This window comes from Gracilibacillus oryzae (assembly GCF_009498735.1).
GTDB lineage: Bacteria > Bacillota > Bacilli > Bacillales > Amphibacillaceae > Gracilibacillus > Gracilibacillus oryzae.
In genome coordinates this window covers 57,149-74,945 of record NZ_ML762432.1, presented here as the reverse complement: position 1 = coordinate 74,945, position 17,797 = coordinate 57,149, and the positions used below count along the sequence as shown (strand labels likewise).

Annotated in this window: 18 protein-coding genes, 1 tRNA gene and 1 pseudogene; 2 read left to right on the top strand and 18 right to left on the bottom strand. The window is 37.6% G+C overall.

What is annotated here, in order from left to right; all coding sequences use genetic code 11:
- From eno to F9U64_RS12675, 9 genes and pseudogenes are all read right to left on the bottom strand, one after another.
- Positions 1–426 (bottom strand): annotated as a pseudogene (eno, locus tag F9U64_RS23045) (phosphopyruvate hydratase); the annotation flags it as partial.
- A gap of 26 nt (positions 427–452) precedes the next feature.
- Complete coding sequence (gpmI, locus tag F9U64_RS12710; RefSeq protein WP_153404027.1) at positions 453–1,991, bottom strand: 2,3-bisphosphoglycerate-independent phosphoglycerate mutase; 1,539 nt, start codon at positions 1,989–1,991, stop codon at positions 453–455.
- A complete protein-coding gene (tpiA, locus tag F9U64_RS12705) occupies positions 1,988–2,746 on the bottom strand; it encodes a triose-phosphate isomerase (RefSeq protein WP_153404024.1) in 759 nt (252 codons plus the stop codon). Before tpiA ends, gpmI begins: the two co-directional genes overlap by 4 nt.
- Positions 2,747–2,765: 19 nt before the next feature.
- On the bottom strand, positions 2,766–3,947 hold the full coding sequence (locus F9U64_RS12700; protein WP_153404021.1) for a phosphoglycerate kinase: 1,182 nt from the start codon (positions 3,945–3,947) through the stop codon (positions 2,766–2,768).
- 87 nt (positions 3,948–4,034) lie between these two features.
- Positions 4,035–5,042 carry a type I glyceraldehyde-3-phosphate dehydrogenase gene (gene gap / locus F9U64_RS12695; RefSeq protein ID WP_153404019.1) on the bottom strand — a complete coding sequence of 336 codons (1,008 nt, stop codon included), beginning with the start codon at positions 5,040–5,042 and terminating at the stop codon, positions 4,035–4,037.
- 48 nt (positions 5,043–5,090) lie between these two features.
- The gene (locus F9U64_RS12690) at positions 5,091–6,113 is read right to left on the bottom strand and encodes a sugar-binding transcriptional regulator (protein WP_323125848.1); all 1,023 of its coding nucleotides are present in this window, start codon (positions 6,111–6,113) and stop codon (positions 5,091–5,093) included.
- A 136-nt stretch (positions 6,114–6,249) separates the two neighbouring features.
- The gene (locus F9U64_RS12685) at positions 6,250–6,489 is read right to left on the bottom strand and encodes a glutaredoxin family protein (protein WP_153404016.1); all 240 of its coding nucleotides are present in this window, start codon (positions 6,487–6,489) and stop codon (positions 6,250–6,252) included.
- 76 nt (positions 6,490–6,565) lie between these two features.
- The gene (locus tag F9U64_RS12680; protein WP_153404014.1) at positions 6,566–7,528 is read right to left on the bottom strand and encodes an L-lactate dehydrogenase; all 963 of its coding nucleotides are present in this window, start codon (positions 7,526–7,528) and stop codon (positions 6,566–6,568) included.
- Between the two features lie 233 nt (positions 7,529–7,761).
- Positions 7,762–7,834 (bottom strand) — tRNA-Arg (locus F9U64_RS12675).
- Between the two features lie 264 nt (positions 7,835–8,098).
- On the opposite strand from F9U64_RS12675, the gene clpP reads away from it, so the two are divergent.
- Positions 8,099–8,695: an ATP-dependent Clp endopeptidase proteolytic subunit ClpP gene (gene clpP / locus F9U64_RS12670; protein ID WP_153404011.1), complete on the top strand. Its 597-nt coding sequence runs from the start codon at positions 8,099–8,101 to the stop codon at positions 8,693–8,695.
- A gap of 44 nt (positions 8,696–8,739) precedes the next feature.
- On the opposite strand, the gene F9U64_RS12665 is transcribed toward clpP, so the two are convergent.
- The 6 genes from F9U64_RS12665 to F9U64_RS12640 all read right to left on the bottom strand — a co-directional run bounded on the left by F9U64_RS12665 (position 8,740) and on the right by F9U64_RS12640 (position 14,466).
- Positions 8,740–8,997 carry an HPr family phosphocarrier protein gene (locus F9U64_RS12665; protein ID WP_153404009.1) on the bottom strand — a complete coding sequence of 86 codons (258 nt, stop codon included), beginning with the start codon at positions 8,995–8,997 and terminating at the stop codon, positions 8,740–8,742.
- Positions 8,998–9,339: 342 nt separating this feature from the next.
- Complete coding sequence (gene whiA / locus F9U64_RS12660) at positions 9,340–10,290, bottom strand: DNA-binding protein WhiA (RefSeq protein ID WP_153404006.1); 951 nt, start codon at positions 10,288–10,290, stop codon at positions 9,340–9,342.
- 22 nt (positions 10,291–10,312) lie between these two features.
- Positions 10,313–11,266, bottom strand: a complete 954-nt coding sequence (locus tag F9U64_RS12655) for a gluconeogenesis factor YvcK family protein (protein ID WP_153404003.1) — start codon at positions 11,264–11,266, stop codon at positions 10,313–10,315.
- A 5-nt stretch (positions 11,267–11,271) separates the two neighbouring features.
- Positions 11,272–12,153: an RNase adapter RapZ gene (gene rapZ / locus F9U64_RS12650; RefSeq protein ID WP_153404380.1), complete on the bottom strand. Its 882-nt coding sequence runs from the start codon at positions 12,151–12,153 to the stop codon at positions 11,272–11,274.
- Between the two features lie 279 nt (positions 12,154–12,432).
- The gene (gene trxB, locus F9U64_RS12645) at positions 12,433–13,383 is read right to left on the bottom strand and encodes a thioredoxin-disulfide reductase (protein WP_153404001.1); all 951 of its coding nucleotides are present in this window, start codon (positions 13,381–13,383) and stop codon (positions 12,433–12,435) included.
- Positions 13,384–13,458: 75 nt separating this feature from the next.
- Positions 13,459–14,466 carry a tetratricopeptide repeat protein gene (locus tag F9U64_RS12640; protein ID WP_323125847.1) on the bottom strand — a complete coding sequence of 336 codons (1,008 nt, stop codon included), beginning with the start codon at positions 14,464–14,466 and terminating at the stop codon, positions 13,459–13,461.
- Positions 14,467–14,710: 244 nt separating this feature from the next.
- Here F9U64_RS12640 and F9U64_RS12635 point away from each other — a divergent pair, with 244 nt between their 5' ends.
- On the top strand, positions 14,711–15,622 hold the full coding sequence (locus F9U64_RS12635) for a ketopantoate reductase family protein (protein WP_194287365.1): 912 nt from the start codon (positions 14,711–14,713) through the stop codon (positions 15,620–15,622).
- A 22-nt stretch (positions 15,623–15,644) separates the two neighbouring features.
- Here the strand turns inward: F9U64_RS12635 and F9U64_RS12630 are convergent, their stop codons facing one another.
- The 3 genes from F9U64_RS12630 to lgt all read right to left on the bottom strand — a co-directional run bounded on the left by F9U64_RS12630 (position 15,645) and on the right by lgt (position 17,761).
- A complete protein-coding gene (locus F9U64_RS12630; protein ID WP_153403992.1) occupies positions 15,645–16,172 on the bottom strand; it encodes an acyltransferase in 528 nt (175 codons plus the stop codon).
- 1 nt (position 16,173) lies between these two features.
- Positions 16,174–16,815: a pyrophosphatase PpaX gene (gene ppaX / locus F9U64_RS12625; RefSeq protein ID WP_153403989.1), complete on the bottom strand. Its 642-nt coding sequence runs from the start codon at positions 16,813–16,815 to the stop codon at positions 16,174–16,176.
- Between the two features lie 109 nt (positions 16,816–16,924).
- Positions 16,925–17,761, bottom strand: a complete 837-nt coding sequence (lgt, locus tag F9U64_RS12620) for a prolipoprotein diacylglyceryl transferase (RefSeq protein WP_228275705.1) — start codon at positions 17,759–17,761, stop codon at positions 16,925–16,927.
- Positions 17,762–17,797: the final 36 nt, after the last annotated feature.

Below are 17,797 nucleotides of genomic sequence, written 5' to 3'. Positions count from 1 at the left end.
AAGAGTTGTTGCATTGAATCCGCCTAAGTAAGTATATAATGGAACACCTAAGTGATCAGCTGCTGCATGTGCTGCTGCCATTGATACACCAAGAATAGCGTTTGCTCCTAATTTACCTTTGTTTTCTGTACCATCAAGTTCAAGTAAAAGCTGGTCAATGATAACTTGACGAGTTACATCAATTCCCATTAATTCTGGTGCAATTACTTCATTTACGTTCTCTACTGCTTTTGATACACCTTTACCTAAATAACGATCTTTGTCACCGTCACGTAATTCAACTGCTTCGTGTTCACCAGTAGAAGCACCGCTTGGTACTAGTGCAGTACCGAAAGCTCCTGATTCTGTATAAATTTCTACTTCGATTGTTGGGTTACCACGGGAATCTAATACTTCACGTGCATATACGTCTGTAATAAATGGCATAATTAATACTCTCCTTTTATTTTAAATTATTTTTTAAGTAATGACTCGCCTGTCATTTCTTTTGGTTTGTTAACATCTAATAAGTCTAATAAAGTTGGTGAAAGGTCTGCTAAAATACCGCCATCACGTAACTCTACATTATCTTTTGTTACAATTACAGGAACCGGATTTGTCGTGTGTGCTGTCATCGGATCACCATTTAATGTAACAACTTCATCAGAGTTGCCATGATCTGCTGTAATAATAGCATGGCCGCCTTTTTCGATGATTTTATCAACGATTTTACCTAAGCATTCATCAACAGTTTCAATTGCTTTAATTGTCGGTTCCAGCATACCTGAGTGACCAACCATGTCTGGATTGGCAAAGTTAAGAATAATGGCATTCTGCTCACCTTTATCCAATTCTTCAAGTAATGCATCCGTAACTTCATATGCACTCATTTCTGGTTTCAAGTCATATGTTGCAACTTTTGGAGAATCGATCAAAATTCGCTTCTCACCAGGAAACTCCTGCTCGCGTCCACCGCTCATAAAGAATGTCACATGAGGGTATTTTTCTGTTTCTGCAATTCTTAGTTGGTTTAGATTATTCTGTGACAGAACTTCTCCAACTGTATTATCTAAGTTTACAGGCTCATAGGCAACATATCCATCAACTGTTTCACTGAAGTTAGTCAGACAAACAAAATAGATATTTCTCGGCGCTTTGTCTCCTCGTTCAAAATCACGGAAGTCCTCATTTGCGAAAGTACGAGAAATTTGAATCGCTCTGTCTGGACGGAAATTACAGAAGATTACTGAATCGTCGTCAGAAATGGTCGCTTTTGGTTCCCCATTTTCTCCAGTGATAACAGATGGTATAACAAATTCATCATAAATCTCGTTCTTATAAGAATCTTCTACAACTTCGATTGGATCAGTATATTTAGGACCATCACCGTAAACCATTGCATCATATGACTTTTTCACACGGTCCCAACGTTTGTCACGGTCCATTGAATAGTAGCGTCCAGAGATTGTTGCAATTTCACCTACACCAAATTCTTTCATTTTATCAAGTGCCTGAATAATGTAAGTTTTAGCAGATTTTTGATTCACATCACGTCCATCTAAGAAAGCATGTAGATACACTTTCTTAAGTCCTGAATCTGCTGCAAGCTTTAATACTGCAAATATATGGTCTATATGGCTATGTACCCCACCATCTGATAGTAAGCCAAATACGTGAAGAGCTTTGTTATTGGTTTTTGCATGGTCAATAGCTTTTAGAATTACTTTGTTTTCAAAGAATTCGCCATCCTTTATCGACAAGTTAACACGAGTTAAACTTTGATAAACTATGCGTCCTGCTCCAATATTTAAGTGACCTACCTCTGAATTCCCCATTTGTCCTTCTGGCAAGCCAACAGCTTCACCAGATGCAGTTAACTGGTTGTGAGGATAGTTATTCCAATAACGATCGAAATTTGGGGTGTTAGCCTGTTTTACTGCATTCCCTTTTACTTCATCTCTTATCGCATAACCGTCCAAGATGATGAGGGCTGCTAATTTGTTTTGACTCATTTTGCACCAGCCTCCACTAGTTGCAGGAATGAATCAGCTTCTAAGCTAGCACCGCCTACAAGTGCTCCATCAATGTCAGATTGAGAAAGCAACTCGTCTGCATTTGCGGGTTTTACACTTCCGCCATACTGAATTCGAACAGCTTCTGCAGCTGTTTCTGATACAGCACTTGCTACTACTTTACGTATGTGAGTACAAACTTCATTTGCTTGTTCAGATGTTGCTGTTTTCCCTGTACCAATTGCCCAAATTGGTTCATAAGCAATAATAGAAGCTTTTACTTGGTCTTCTGATAAACCATCGATTGCAGCTTTTACTTGTGTTTCCACTACATTCATCGTTGCATTGCTTTCACGCTCATCTAATGTTTCTCCAACACAAATGATTGGAGTTAAACCATGAGCAAATGCAGCGTGAGCTTTTTTGTTTACTGTTTCGTCAGTTTCTGCAAACAATTCGCGACGTTCAGAGTGACCTAACACTACATAAGTTACCCCAAGGTCTTTTAACATGCTTGGACTTACTTCACCAGTAAACGCTCCACTTTCTTCAAAGTGCATGTTCTGTGCTGCAATTGCTAAGTCTGTTCCTTTTGCTTTTTCTACTAATGTTGGCAAGTATGGAAAAGGGGCACAAACTACTGATTCCACTTTTTCACTTGAAGGTACCTTTGCTTTCGTATCTTCAACGAATTGAACAGCTTCACCTAATAATTTGTTCATTTTCCAGTTACCTGCGATTACTTTTGTACGCATCCTGTCACCTCTCCTTTTCTTACTTGTCAGTTAATGCAGTAACTCCTGGCAGTTCTTTACCTTCCATGAACTCTAAAGAAGCTCCACCACCAGTAGAAATGTGATCCATTTTATCTGCAAGACCAAATTTCTCGACAGCTGCTGCTGAGTCACCGCCACCAATTACAGTATACCCTTCTGTTTTACTTAATGCATCTGCTACGGCTTTTGTACCATTTGCAAAAGTATCCAATTCGAATACACCCATTGGTCCGTTCCAGATAATAAGCTTAGACTCCGCTACTATTTTAGCATATTTTTCACGAGTTTTTGGACCAATATCTAAAGCTTCCCAATCAGCAGGAATTTCTTTAATGCTTACTTCATGAGTGTTTGCATCATTTGAGAAGTCATCTCCAATGATAACATCCTCTGGCATAACGAAGTTTACACCTTTATCTTTCGCTTTTTGCATATATTCTTTTGCTAACTCAATTTTATCTTCTTCTAATAGAGATTGACCGATTTCATAGCCAAGTGCTTTTACAAACGTATAAGCAAGACCACCACCGATAATTAAGTTATCTACTTTGTCTAAAAGATTATCAATAACACCGATTTTATCTTTTACTTTTGCACCGCCAACAATTGCAGTGAACGGGCGATCTGGATTAGAAAGAGCTTTTCCTAAAACATCAAGTTCTTTTTCAAGCAATAAGCCTGCTGCTGATGGAATATATTCAGCAATTCCAGCAGTAGAAGCATGAGCACGGTGAGCTGCACCAAATGCATCATTTACATAGAAATCAGCTAAATCTGCGAAGGCTTTCGCTAACTCTTGATCATTTTTTGTTTCACCAGCTTCAAAACGGACATTTTCGATTAATAAAATATCTCCATCGCTCAAACCGTTTACTGCTTCATTTACTTCCGCACCGTATACCTGATCAGTTTTTACAACTGTTTTATTGATAAGATCACTTAAACGTTTCGCAACAGCATCCATGCGTAATTCTTCTACAACCTCACCGCCAGGACGACCTAAGTGACTTGCTAAGATAACTTTTGCACCTTGTCCTGTTAAGTATTCGATTGTTGGAATCGCTGCTCTAATACGTGTATCATCTGTTACTTGTCCGTCTTTCATTGGTACATTAAAATCGACACGACAAAAAACCTTTTTCCCTTTAACATCAATGTCTTTGATTGTCTGTTTGTTCATTTGGATGAACCTCCTTGGGATATATTATTTACTAAGTTAATACAAAACAGGAGGAGGATTGATCCCCCTCCCGTTCACAAATTATCCTTATAGCCCTTGTGCTTTAAGGTATGCAGCTAAATCAACTACACGGCTTGAGTATCCCATTTCATTGTCATACCAAGATACTACTTTTACCATGTTGCCTTCCATTACCATTGTAGAAAGACCATCGATAGTAGAAGAATTAGTGTTACCGATATAGTCTACAGATACTAATGGCTCATCAGAGTATCCAAGGATACCTTTTAATTTACCTTCAGCAGCTTCTTTAAGCGCACCGTTTACTTCTTCAACTGTTACATCTTTGTCAAGTTCTGCAACAAGGTCAACTAGTGAACCATCTGGAGTAGGTACACGCATTGCCATACCATTCAATTTACCTTCTAATTCAGGTAATACTAGAGATACTGCTTTTGCAGCACCAGTAGTTGTAGGAATGATATTCTCAGAAGCTGCACGCGCACGACGGTAATCTTTATGTGGTAAGTCTAAGATTTGCTGATCGTTAGTGTATGAGTGAATTGTTGTCATCATACCGCGTTTTAAACCGAATTTATCGTTTAATACTTTAGCATATGGAGCTAAACAGTTTGTTGTACAAGATGCATTTGAGATTACATGATGATTTGCTGGATCATATTTATCTTCGTTAACACCCATAACTACAGTGATGTCTTCATCTGTTGCAGGAGCAGAGATGATTACTTTTTTAGCACCAGCATCTAAGTGTTTTGCTGCTGCTTCACGCTTAGTGAAGATACCAGTAGATTCTACTGCGATTTCAACACCTAAGTCACCCCAACCTAAGTTAGCTGGGTCACGTTCAGAAAGAACTTTAATTTCTTTTCCGCCAACTACAAGAACGTCACCTTTTACAGAAACTTCTTCTTCTAGTTTACCGTGAACAGAGTCATATTTTAGTAAGTGTGCAAGCATATTTGCATCTGTTAAATCGTTTACTGCTACTACTTCCACCTCATCATTTTTTAAAGCTTGACGGAAAACATTACGACCGATACGGCCAAAACCATTAATACCTACTTTTACTGCCATGCTAAATCCTCCTTAAGGTTGTGCTTTAATTTTATATTTAAAGGGAAATTAATCTCCCTTTAACAACTCTTTCGCTGCTGCTTCATCTGTAATAAGCACATTGCTCTTTCCCTGCTTAAAATATGACTGGATCGCTTTTGCCTTTGATTTTCCACCAGCAACAGCTATGACATGCTGTGCCTGTTTCAATTCTTCAATTTGCATACCAACTGTACGAACCTTATAAACAACTTTGCCTTGTTCGTCCAGATAATAGCCAAAAGCTTCACCTACAGCATTACCAGCTCTCAGTTTTTCCATTACATTGTCTGATGCTTTCCGTCGGTTAGCCATAGTAAAGGCATCTCCTATACTATGAAGGACAACTTTCGCATCATGAACCATCTCCAGAATGTCTTTGATCGTTGGTTCATTAATAATGGATTGATAGGATTCTTCACTTAAAGGATCCGGAACATAAAGCATACGGTAATTCCCATTTGCTTTCTTTGCCATCTGTGCACAAATAGTATTTGCCTGGTTCTCTACTTGTTCACCCAAACCGCCGCGAGCCGGAACAAACGTACAATTCGGTGCATGCAAGAGTGGCTTCATTTGATTTGCAACTTCTGCCATACTGGTACCACCAGTGACAGCTATCGTTTGCTTGGAAGTTAATATAGAGTTAAGGAACTGGACACAAGCTTTTCCCAGCTCTTCTTTTACCGAATAACGCTCATCACTATTTCCCGCAACGATGATGACATACTCCAATTGTAATTTATCCTTAATTTGTGATTCTAAAACACGAAATTCAGAAATTCCATTCATGAACTCTGCCAATTTCTCAATAATCGCATTTCCTTCTTCTGTAACTTGCATCCCTTTTGATGTCACTGCAATAAACCCATGCCGATTCAAAAATTCTGTTTCAGATCGGATGACTCGTTCCTTTATTTGAATATTATCGGAAAGACTTCTTCGTCCAATAGGCTGCATTCGTTGTATGTATTGCAATATTTTGTATCTTTTTTGCATGACATCTAATATATCAGGGAACAATTTTTCTTGAATATTCAATAAATCCTTCAATCGGAAACGCTCCTTTTTTCGATACCGGGAAATATTTGTCCCTCCTAGTCAAAAATCGTCCCACAGAGACTAAAAAAAATCAACTTCCATAGATGATTCTAACAAAGTGTTCAAAATTTCTCAACTATTTTAGCCACTATTTTTTATTTTTCAGAAAATTCGCTATATTTTCATAGTCAATTATTCCTGAATCGACAATGGTATGATCGATTTCTATCACTGGAATTAGGAGATGATATTTTTCTAATAAAGAGTCATTCTTGTAAATATCAATTTCTTCAATAGAAAAAGAAAATTCTGTTTGTAACAGCTCTAATATTGTTTTGGCGTCATCGCACAATGAGCAATTCTCTTTTATGTATACATTCACTTGCAAACTAATGACCTTCTTTCATAAGTTTCGCTAATTTTCAGCGGGGGATAGAAAAACCCCCACTGATCAGAGTCTCACTTTATTGGATTGCTTTCTTACCTACGTCGACCATCTCTTTTAATACTTTAGCAGAATTACCTAATTGTTCTTGTTCTGTATCTGTCAAGTTTAATTCAATAATCTCTCTTACACCGTTTTCATTCAGTATGGCTGGAACTCCTATATAAATGTCGTCTAATCCGTATTGCCCTTCAAGATAGGCAGAAACTGTTACGATTGCATTCTCATTATTTAGTATAGCTCTCGTCAAACGAACTAATCCCAGGCCAATCCCGTAATACGTAGCCCCTTTACGTTTTATAATATGATAGGCAGCATCACGTACATTTTCAAATATGGCATTCATTTCATCGTGTTGATAAACATCTTGAATCCCTGCATACTTGCTTAATGGCACGCCGCCGATTTGGACATGGCTCCAAACTGGTAATTCTGAATCACCATGTTCTCCCATGATATAAGCATGCACATTTCTTGGATCCACTTCAAAGTGTTCGCCGAGTAAATAACGGAATCTTGCAGTATCTAAGATGGTCCCAGATCCAATAACACGCTCTTTCGGTAAACCGGAAATCTCTCTTGTCAATTGTGTAAGAATATCTACCGGATTTGTTGCAACAAGAAAGATACCCTGGAAATCAACATCCATAACTTTATTGATTATTCCTTTAAAAATCTTTGCATTCTTTGACACTAAGTCTAATCTTGTTTCACCAGGGCGTTGATTAGCACCAGCTGTAATTACTACCAAGTCAGCATTATGGCATTCTTCATAATCTCCAGCTTTGATTCTCATCGGATTACCAAATGCCATACCATGGTTTAAGTCTCTAGCTTCACCTTCTGCTTTTTCTTTGTCTAAATCAATTAATACTAATTCATTCACTACTCCTTGATTTAATAAAGCATAGGCATAACTTGTTCCGACAAACCCAGTTCCAATTATGACAACTTTTCTTAACTTCGTTTTTTTACCAGCCATCAAATCACCCCTCACCAAAATTATAAATATTGTGGTTATACCTTTACTATATCCTATTTTTCTTTGAGATAAAAGGGAGAGATATGACGATATTGTGAAATATTGAGCAATACATTTCACTGCGAGCAGAAAGTCATATATATACAAAAAGTCCTCATTCACTAAACTTTGTTTAATGAATGAGGACTCTTTGACTGCTGTTAAGCTAATATTACTGAACATTATTTGGTGTACGCGCCCGGAGGGATTCGAACCCCCGACACATGGTACCGGAAACCATTGCTCTATCCCCTGAGCTACGGGCGCATGACTTTAATAGCGACATTTTTTATTATACAGAAAGCATTTATAAATTTCAATGATAAATTTTCTTCTTTTTGTTAAACTGTCTACATAAACTATTCAAGACTTATGGTTTAAATATTCCTGAAAAGGGAATGATGGTGATAAAATACATACGTGATTTCAAAAGCAGATCAAATCTTTTGACCTTATTTGACCATTAAGTTATCATGAGAATAGTCCAGTAATTATTAAAATGAAAAAGCAACAATAAGGAGGAATTTTTTTATGAATTTAATCCCTACAGTTATTGAACAAACAAACCGTGGTGAGCGAGCATATGACATTTATTCTCGCCTTTTAAAAGACAGAATTATTATGTTAGGAAGTGCGATTGATGATAATGTTGCCAACAGTATTGTTGCACAGCTGCTTTTCTTAACAGCAGAAGATTCTGAAAAGGATATTTCATTATACATCAATTCACCAGGCGGTTCAATTACAGCTGGTATGGCAATTTATGATACAATGCAATTCATTAAACCGAATGTTTCCACTATTTGTATCGGTATGGCTGCATCTATGGGTGCATTCCTGTTAGCTGCTGGTGCACCTGGTAAACGTTATGCACTGCCAAACAGTGAAGTAATGATTCACCAGCCACTAGGCGGAACACAAGGTCAAGCATCAGATATTCAGATTCATGCGAACCGTATTATTGAAATGCGTAAAAAATTAAACGAAATCTTAGCTGATCGTACTGGTCAACCACTTGAAGTAATCGAAAGAGACACAGATCGTGATAACTTTATGACAGCAGAGCGTGCAAAAGAATATGGATTAATTGATAAAGTAATGGAACAAAAACCAGCTGACTTAAATTAATCTTTGATTTAAAGAACCCGGCCTTCGCCGGGTTTTTTAACTAGTTATTCTCTTCCTTCAACAAAGTTTGCGAGATCATCCAGCGCCTCTTGATCATCAGGTCCATCTATAATTAATCTTATTTCATTTCCTTTTGTTAATGCCAGACTCATTAAACCCATGATACTTTTCGCATTGATTCTTTTTTGATCTTTCTCAATAAATATCTCTGAAGAATAACTGTTTGCTTTTTGAACAAATTGGGCTGCAGGTCTTGCCTGCAAACCTGGATCCACACCAATCACCACATTTTTCTCTACCATATGAAAAGCCCCTCTCTTAGTATTTGAAAGCGTTGTCATTAATTATAATACTATACTATTTCCATTTTTATTACCACTTAAATGAATAATTACCATGAAAATAATTAGCTTTCGCTTTCGCTTTCTCTTTGCGGGATGCTTTGATGGATCTGGTTTTATGATGCTCTCAGAACGTCATCTTTCGACCTTTCCTAAGCAAACAAAAATCCGAACTGATTATTGTTTAAAAAATCAGTTCGGATTCTATAGATAAAGTGAGAATTTGTATCCCCCACTTACTTTCTTCATGTTACAGACGGTGGGCGATGTGATAAAATATATTTTGTCTAAGCCAACCTATCTTTAATTGTTTATTGTAATATTATCTTTGCGTAATTGTTCAGCAAACTGATCAATTTTTTTGAGACGATGGTTAATACCAGACTTGCTTATTTTACTTCCTGATACCATTTCTCCCAATTCCTTAAGCGAAACATCTTGATGTTCCATTCGTAACTCAGCAATCTCACGCAATTTATCAGGTAATGCCTCTAAACCGACCGTATTTGAGATATAGCGAATATTCTCAACCTGCCGAAATGCAGCACCTATTGTCTTATTTAAGTTAGCAGTCTCACAGTTTACCAGACGATTCACTGAATTCCGCATATCACGAACAATTCGAACATCCTCAAATTTAAATAATGCCTGGTGTGCCCCAATATAATTTAATAGTTCCGTAATTTTCTCAGCTTCTTTTATATACGTGATAAAGCCCTTTTTTCGCTCCAGAATCCGTGCATGAAGATTATAGTCATTTAGCAAGTCGCATAATGCCTGATTATGTTCTTCATAAAAATTATATATTTCCAGATGATAAGACGATGTTTCCGGATTATTGACAGATCCGCCAGCCAGGAAAGCTCCACGTAAATATGCTCTGCGGCAGCATTCTTTCTCCTTATATGTGTTGGATATTGTCCGTACGAATTGATATGGTTCAATTAACAGTTCCATATCCAGTAACATTTCCTTCACACGATCATTCATTCGAACAATATACACATTGTTTTTCTTCAGCTTCATCTTCTTTCTCACAAGCAGTTCCACAGGGAAGCCGTATAAATTCTTAATCAAAGTATAGATGCGCCTGGCAATCGCTGCATTCTCTGTTTGTACATCCAATGAATAGTGTAACCGTGAGAATGACACAGCACCATTCATGCGAATTAATGCCGCCAATTCCGCTCGATTACAGCAAGTATCGTTTTCTATTTTAGTCAGCTCTTTTTTAATTTCCGATGCAAACGACAATTTTCTCCCCCCTTATTTGCCCCTACAATAAAGAAACGAGAAGATTGGCAATTTTTTCTGTATCATGCCTTAATGAATTGTTCTTTACTTTCACAATATCTTCTTCAATAATTTCTAATCCCAAGCATTTTAGTCGCTCTAAATCATATTTAACAGGCTCTGCTTTTTCTTCTGCATAGACTAATTTCATATTAGGATCTATTTCTTTATTATGGACGATTACTGATTGAATACAGCCATGACCAATATGGTCTAAAATTGCCTGGACATGATCAGCTACCGTATAATTATTTGTTTCACCGACCTGGGTCATTACATTACAGACATAGACAACTTTTGCTTTTGTCTCCTTTAAGGCATTACCTATTTGCGGCACGATCAAATTTGGCAAAATACTTGTATAAAGACTGCCTGGAGCAATCACTACAATATCCGCATGATGAATAGCATCGACAGCCTCCGGTAATGGCAAGACAGGATCCGGCTTTATAAACACACGCTTTATCTTCTTCTTTTCTTTCGGAATATTCGATTCTCCGACAACTACTGTTCCATCTTCATATTCTGCATGTAAAAACATGCTTTGATTGGCAATCGGATAAATATTGCCTTTTACATTCAACACACGGGAGATTTCTTTAATCCCTGTATAGAAGTCGCCCGTTACTGAGGTCATTGCAGCCAGCAGTAAATTTCCCATGGAATGACCTGATAATTCGTTCCCTTTTGAGAAACGATGTTGAAACAAGTTCATTAACATCGGCTCCATATCAGATAATGCTGCAATTACATTTCTGATATCACCCGGAGCCGGGATTTCCATCTCTGTACGAAGTCTTCCTGAGCTGCCGCCATCATCAGCAACCGTTACAATTGCTGATAAGTCGACTTTATGCTCCTTTAAGCCGCGCAGCAGTACTGGCATTCCCGTGCCCCCGCCAATTACTACCACTTTTTTTAAATCTGACTGTACCATAAAGTTTAACCCTTTCGCTTGTCCATATCACGATGACTGACATGGGTGACATAGTTTTTTTGAAAATGTTTGGCTAAATATTCAGCAATCGCTACAGAACGGTGCTGTCCGCCAGTACATCCAATTGCAATCACAAGTTGGCTTTTTCCTTCTCTTTTGTACTGAGGTAACATGAATTGTAACAAATCAATTGTCTTCTCTAAAAATACTTTTGTATCAGACCATTTGAATACATAGGAGGATACTTCTTTATTTAACCCTGTAAGTGGCCGCATATGATCAACATAGTGCGGATTTGGTAAGAAGCGGACATCAAATACAAGGTCAGCATCTATTGGCAGACCATATTTGAATCCAAAGGAAAGGGTGTGAATAGAAAAGATTTCCTGTTCTTTCTCACTGTATCTTTGTACAATTTCTTCCCTTAACTCTTTCGGCTTTAAATTTGATGTATCGATAAAGTGTTGTGCTCGTCCTCTTAATTCATCCAGAATGGCTCTTTCCGAATGTATTCCTTCTAATGGCAGACCATTTTGTGCAAGTGGATGGGATCGTCTCGTTTCTTTATAACGGGAAACTAATACTTGATCACTCGCATCTAAGAACAGTATATGCTCCTCTAACCAGTTTTCCTGTCCTAATTGATTTAAAGCATCAAATAATGAATCAAAGAACTCTCGCCCTCTTAAATCCATTACTAACGCTACCTTTTGAATATTATTCGTTGCATCTCGCATTAATTCCAGAAATTTCGACAACAATGCTGGCGGAAGATTATCCACACAATAGTAACCTAAATCTTCAAAGCTTTGGACAGCAACTGTTTTCCCTGCACCAGACATACCTGTAATAATGACTAGTTTTGTTTCTTCTGAAGGTTTGCCCATAACCATGTTTACCTCCCTCGATATCTTCCTATATTATTTAATTGTATGATGAAATAATTGTATATAACACTTTGTATGGCTCAACTATCTATTATACACGGAGAATTTATGTAGGACAAAGTAAAAAAATTGGCATAGGTTAGAAAACCTATGCCGTCAAGTTCTATTTATTAAAAAAGGGGGTCAATTAGTTAATTACATTATATCTAATTAATGTTTCATCCGTGTTACAGTGGCATTAATTTCATTTTACGGTAAGATTTCTAAATGATGACAAAACTATTTAGCTGCTTCAACAGCTTCATGCAAGTTTTCAACAAACGCCTGGGCAGCTTGTGCAGCAATTGCTCCATCACCTGTTGCTGTAACAATTTGACGTAACTCTTTGTCACGAATATCACCAGCAGCAAACACACCTTTTACGCTTGTTTCCATGTTTTCATTTGTTGGAATGTACCCTTCTTCATTTGTGATTCCCAATGATTTAAAAGGATCACTTAATGGGACCATTCCGATGTAAATAAATGCACCATCTGTTTTATGCTCATATTCTTCGCCAGTTTTTTTATTTAATAAAGTGGCACTTGCTACTTTTCCATTTTCTCCATTGATTGATTTGACAATCGTATCCCAGACAAAATCAATTTTTTCATTTTTAAAGGCACGATCTTGAAGAATTTTTTGGGCACGTAATTCATCACGACGGTGAACAATGGTTACTTTGCTGGCGAATCTCGTAAGATAAACGCCTTCTTCCACTGCTGAGTCACCACCACCGACAACAATTAGTTCTTTCTCTTTAAAGAATGCTCCATCACATACTGCACAATAAGAAACACCGCGTCCACCAAGCTCTTCTTCACCTGGAACACCTAATTTCTTATATTGTGCACCTGTCGTGATAATTAATGAGCGTGTTTTGTATTCTTTTGATCCTGCTACAACTGTTTTATATTCTTTACCATCAATGACTTCTTTAATGTCCCCGTATGCATATTCCGCACCAAATCTTTTGGAATGGTCGAACATTTTATTGGACAGGTCCGGTCCTAAGATATGATCATAACCTGGATAATTTTCGACATCCTCAGTGTTAGCCATTTGCCCGCCCGGAATCCCTCTCTCAAGCATTAACGTATCCAAATTCGCACGTGATGTATAAACAGCTGCCGTCATCCCCGCAGGGCCTGCGCCAGCAATAATTACGTCATAAATTCTTTCTTCTGTCATGATATTCATCCTCCCTATGATAGTATAATCATTATCTTACGCTTCGAGAAAAAGGTCTAATATTCTGCTCAAATATTAGATTAGCTTATCACGTTTCCATGGTCTCAGCTGTTTTGTCAATATAGTATGCTCTTTACAACCTTCTAACCAAATCGCTTCTGCTTTTTCTTCATTTCCAACAAAATAATAACATGTACTAAACCATCTATAATAAGAAGGATGACCCTTTAATCTTGATTTATGCAACAGCTTGAATCTCAGTAATGCCTCTTCATAAAAGCCAATTTGGGTAAAAGTTGTTGCCATTCTCAATTTCTGCTGTTCATGGACTGGATAAATATTCTGCAGCATTGTTACAATCTGATCGAATTTCGCTTTTTTATTTGTGTGGTAATAAAAAATGGCCAAATTCATATAGCTGTTTAATGTTTCCGGGTGGTCCTGAACATATTTTTCTTCTAAATCAATTGCTTCCACTGTTTCGCCTGCAAAAAACAATGCGTAATGATATTCATGTCTGGCTTGCGGGAAATCTGGAAAAAGTGCAATCATTTCTTCTAATAATGCGATAGCTTCCTGCCATTCTTCTCTTTCCAAATGATAAAATACGGTCTCCTGATAGATAAGCACTTCATCTTCTTCGTCAAGCGCCCAGTCATCATCTTCTTCATCTTCTTCAAAGTCTAAAACTGTTATTAATTCGATCGCTTCTTCCGCAAAATCACCTTCAGGATCTTTATCTAAATATAATTCTGCATATTTGATGGCATCCTGCAACAATCCAAGGTGTGCATAATTGTTTGCAATAAGGTAATAACAATCAATATACTCTTCCCCATAAGCAGTTAGAACTCTGGTTAACAATTGGTTGGCTTTATGGTATGAACCGATTTCAGTATATACAATTGACATTTGACATTGATATAAAGGATGATCAGGCTTTTCTGATAGAGCTTTCCGAAACCATTTAAGTGAAAGTTCGAATTTTTGTTTCTGGTATGCTTCCACACCTTTTGTAAAGTAAAATTCCCCATCAGGTATAAAGGGGATAACATTTTTGTCTGATTGATTTGGTTTTGGCACGCTGTAATTACCCATCCTTTCTTTTTCTAAAAGTATTATATATATAAATTAGACTCTAACTTTTAAAATATATTTATCTGTAACGTTCGCCAAATGCATTATAACACATAACAGTTTACAAAATTAGCTCTAATTTAGCATTGTAGCAATTTTCTTTCATAAAATCAATCACATAACACGCATTAGTGCTAGTCTGATAGAAATCTCATCTTGTGATAAAATGGCTGAAAGGGGGATGAAAATGATGAATATCGCGATAATCGGTGCAGGGGCATTAGGTACATATTTTGGGGCAAGATGGATAGAAGCTGGTGCCAATGTTACTTTCATCGTTAGAGAAAAAAGAAAAAAGCAGATTGAAGAGAATGGGTTATATGTAAAAAGCATATGTGGGGACACCTCAATCAATGCACCGCAAATTGTAACAGACCCTTCAGAATTGAACAATATTGATATTGTTATTGTCGCAGTCAAGGGTTATCACTTAGAGAATGTGCTGCCAGTAATAAAAGCTTCACTTAGTGAAAATTCTTATATCCTGCCTGTTTTAAATGGCCTGGCTCATTATGCCCCACTTGTTCGTCAATTCGGTAAAGAAAAAGTACTTGGCGGACTTGCGAATATTATTGCCACATTAAATGATCAAGGCCATGTGGAACATACGAGTAAACTGCACGAAATTCGCTTCGGACCACTGGAAGAAGGACAAAAAGAAATATGTAAAAGATTAGCAGCTATCTCAGAGAAATCAAACATGGTAGCAGTACACAGTGAAAAAATAAAAACAGATTTATGGTACAAATATATGTTTATTACAGCATTTTCCGGAATTACAACAGCAGCAGATTTACCCATTGGCAGGATAAGAGCGCATAAGGCTACAATGGATATAGCAGAAGGCATATTAAAAGAAATGCAGAGAATTGCAGAAACTGAATCTGGCGGATTGGAAAATAAACATATCAAGCGGGCGATGGAAACAATGAGGAACTTACACCCTGAAGCAACATCTTCCATGCACCAGGATATGCGGAAGGGGTTAACCATTGAACTGGAGCACTTACATGGCTATGCAATGGAATTAGCAAAAAGCTCTCATGTAGAGGCACCTTACCTACAAACACTTTATGGTTTAATAAAAGCAAAAAACTGGTGACGGAACTTCCCCATCACCAGTTTTATTGTTTAAAGAAAGGATCTTCTGCCAGTCGTTTTTGCATTTGTTCATTCGTATAAATAACTTTCATTGGATTCCCGCCAACAAATGTGCCTGCCTCTACGTCTTTATGGATAACCGTTCCAGCAGCAACGACCGCCCCATCTCCTATCTTCACGCCAGGCAGTATGGTACTGTTGGCACCGATCATTACTTCATTACCGATATATACATCACCTAACCGGTATTCTTTTATTAAATACTCATGCGCCAAAATGGTTGTATTATAGCCAATCACACTATTTCTGCCAACATGGATTTTTTCTGGAAACATTACATCCAGCATAACCATTAAAGCAAAAGCGGTTTGATTTCCAACCTCCATGCGCAGGAATACTCGATATAACCAATTCTTTATCTTTAAAAACGGCGTGTATCTAGCGAGTTGAATCACAATAAAATTTTTTACAACTTTTAAGAATGGCACTGTTTTATATATATGCCACAGCGAATTAGCACCTTCTACCTTAAACCGTTTTGTTTTTCGCATTTTATTCTGCTCCGACAATTTCCAGAAGATCACTCATCTGCTCTAACATATAATGCGGATCATATGTCGATAAAAACTCCCGTCCTTTGATGGTCCAGGCAACACCGGCAGTCTGAACACCTGCATTATGACCTGCTTCAATGTCATGATAATTATCACCAACCATTAGTGTAGTCATCGGATTTGCCTTCAGTTTGTCAATTGCTTTTAAGATGGGCTCAGGATGGGGCTTGGCATTCTCCACATCATCTAAACCGATTAACACTTCGAACATATCACCCATCCCTGTTATCTCAAGACCTAATCTCGCTGTATCAGAGAGCTTTGTTGTGACAATCCCTAATTGATAACCAGCTTCCTTCAGTTTTTTAATCGTATCTACAACGGTCGGGTATGCTTTTACATAGTTTTCGTGATTGGCGTAATTATGTTCACGGTATGTTTTCATCATATCTTCCACTTTCTCTGGATTTACTTTTTGTAAACTGTCGACAAGTGGTGGACCTATGAACTCGATTATTTCTTCTCTTGCATATGGTCTGTCGCCAAATTTTCCGACAGTATGTGTGAATGATGCAATAATTAGCTCATTTGTATCGATTAATGTACCATCTAAATCAAATAAAATTGTTTCTATCTTCATTTTCATTTCCTCCAGAATGTGATAGGACTTACTTAAGTCAGTATCGTCTAGTTAAATTTCTCAAAAGTGAAACGGGCCTTTGCTAATACGCAAAAGCCTCCATTTCTGTTTATTTTTTCACTATTTTCTTGCCTTGATACGTCTTATCGGCTAAACCTTTTTTTCTTCTGTAGATAAGGATAATTATTGCAGCCACAACAAGAAGAATGGAAAGAACTTGTGCTGTTCTTAATGGTCCAACAATATATAAGCTGTCAGTACGCATCCCTTCGATAAAGTAGCGGCCAATAGAATAGTAAATAACATAAGTTAAGAACATTTCTCCACGACGCAATGGATATCTTCTTAATATAAGCAATACGATAAAACCGATAATATTCCAAACTGATTCATATAAAAATGTCGGATGATACATCGTTCCTTCTATGCACATCTGATTCATTATAAAATCAGGCAAATATTGATGGAAGTTATTATATGTAGTTTCCGAGATAGGACCACCGTGTGCTTCCTGGTTCATAAAGTTGCCCCAGCGGCCAATTGCCTGTCCCAGGATAAGACTTGGTGCGACAATATCCGCAATTTGCCAGAATGACAATTTACGAACCCTTGTATAAATAATAGCGGTGATGACTGAACCAATTAGCGCACCATGGATCGCAATTCCGCCTTCCCAAACAGCGAATACCTTCCACCAGGGCCCTCCTGCATATCTATCCCATTCAAAAGCAACATAATAGATTCTAGCTGATAAAATTGCGATAGGTATAGCAAACACAATTAAGTCTACAATATAATCTTTTTTCACACCTAAGCGGTCTGCTTCCCTTGTTGCAACCCATAAACCTAAAAATGCGCCTGTAGCAATGATCACACCATACCAATAGATCGGTAATGAACCGATCCACAAAAATACGGGGTCCAGCGCGGGTGCTTCACATGCCAAATTTGATCTCCTCCGTTCTCTTAGAAAAACTCGCAT

Bases quoted from the DNA above. Each gene is read 5' to 3' on its own strand.
- tpiA (WP_153404024.1), bottom strand. From the start codon at position 2,746: ATGCGTACAAAAGTAATCGCAGGTAACTGGAAAATGAACAAATTATTA.
- F9U64_RS12655 (WP_153404003.1), bottom strand. From the start codon at position 11,266: ATGGTACAGTCAGATTTAAAAAAAGTGGTAGTAATTGGCGGGGGCACG.
- rapZ (WP_153404380.1), bottom strand. From the start codon at position 12,153: ATGGGCAAACCTTCAGAAGAAACAAAACTAGTCATTATTACAGGTATG.
- F9U64_RS12635 (WP_194287365.1), top strand. From the start codon at position 14,711: ATGAATATCGCGATAATCGGTGCAGGGGCATTAGGTACATATTTTGGG.
- F9U64_RS12665 (WP_153404009.1), bottom strand. From the start codon at position 8,997: ATGGTAGAGAAAAATGTGGTGATTGGTGTGGATCCAGGTTTGCAGGCA.
- F9U64_RS12630 (WP_153403992.1), bottom strand. From the start codon at position 16,172: ATGCGAAAAACAAAACGGTTTAAGGTAGAAGGTGCTAATTCGCTGTGG.
- F9U64_RS12680 (WP_153404014.1), bottom strand. From the start codon at position 7,528: ATGGCTGGTAAAAAAACGAAGTTAAGAAAAGTTGTCATAATTGGAACT.
- gap (WP_153404019.1), bottom strand. From the start codon at position 5,042: ATGGCAGTAAAAGTAGGTATTAATGGTTTTGGCCGTATCGGTCGTAAT.
- clpP (WP_153404011.1), top strand. From the start codon at position 8,099: ATGAATTTAATCCCTACAGTTATTGAACAAACAAACCGTGGTGAGCGA.
- ppaX (WP_153403989.1), bottom strand. From the start codon at position 16,815: ATGAAGATAGAAACAATTTTATTTGATTTAGATGGTACATTAATCGAT.
- trxB (WP_153404001.1), bottom strand. From the start codon at position 13,383: ATGACAGAAGAAAGAATTTATGACGTAATTATTGCTGGCGCAGGCCCT.
- F9U64_RS12700 (WP_153404021.1), bottom strand. From the start codon at position 3,947: ATGAACAAACAGACAATCAAAGACATTGATGTTAAAGGGAAAAAGGTT.
- gpmI (WP_153404027.1), bottom strand. From the start codon at position 1,991: ATGAGTCAAAACAAATTAGCAGCCCTCATCATCTTGGACGGTTATGCG.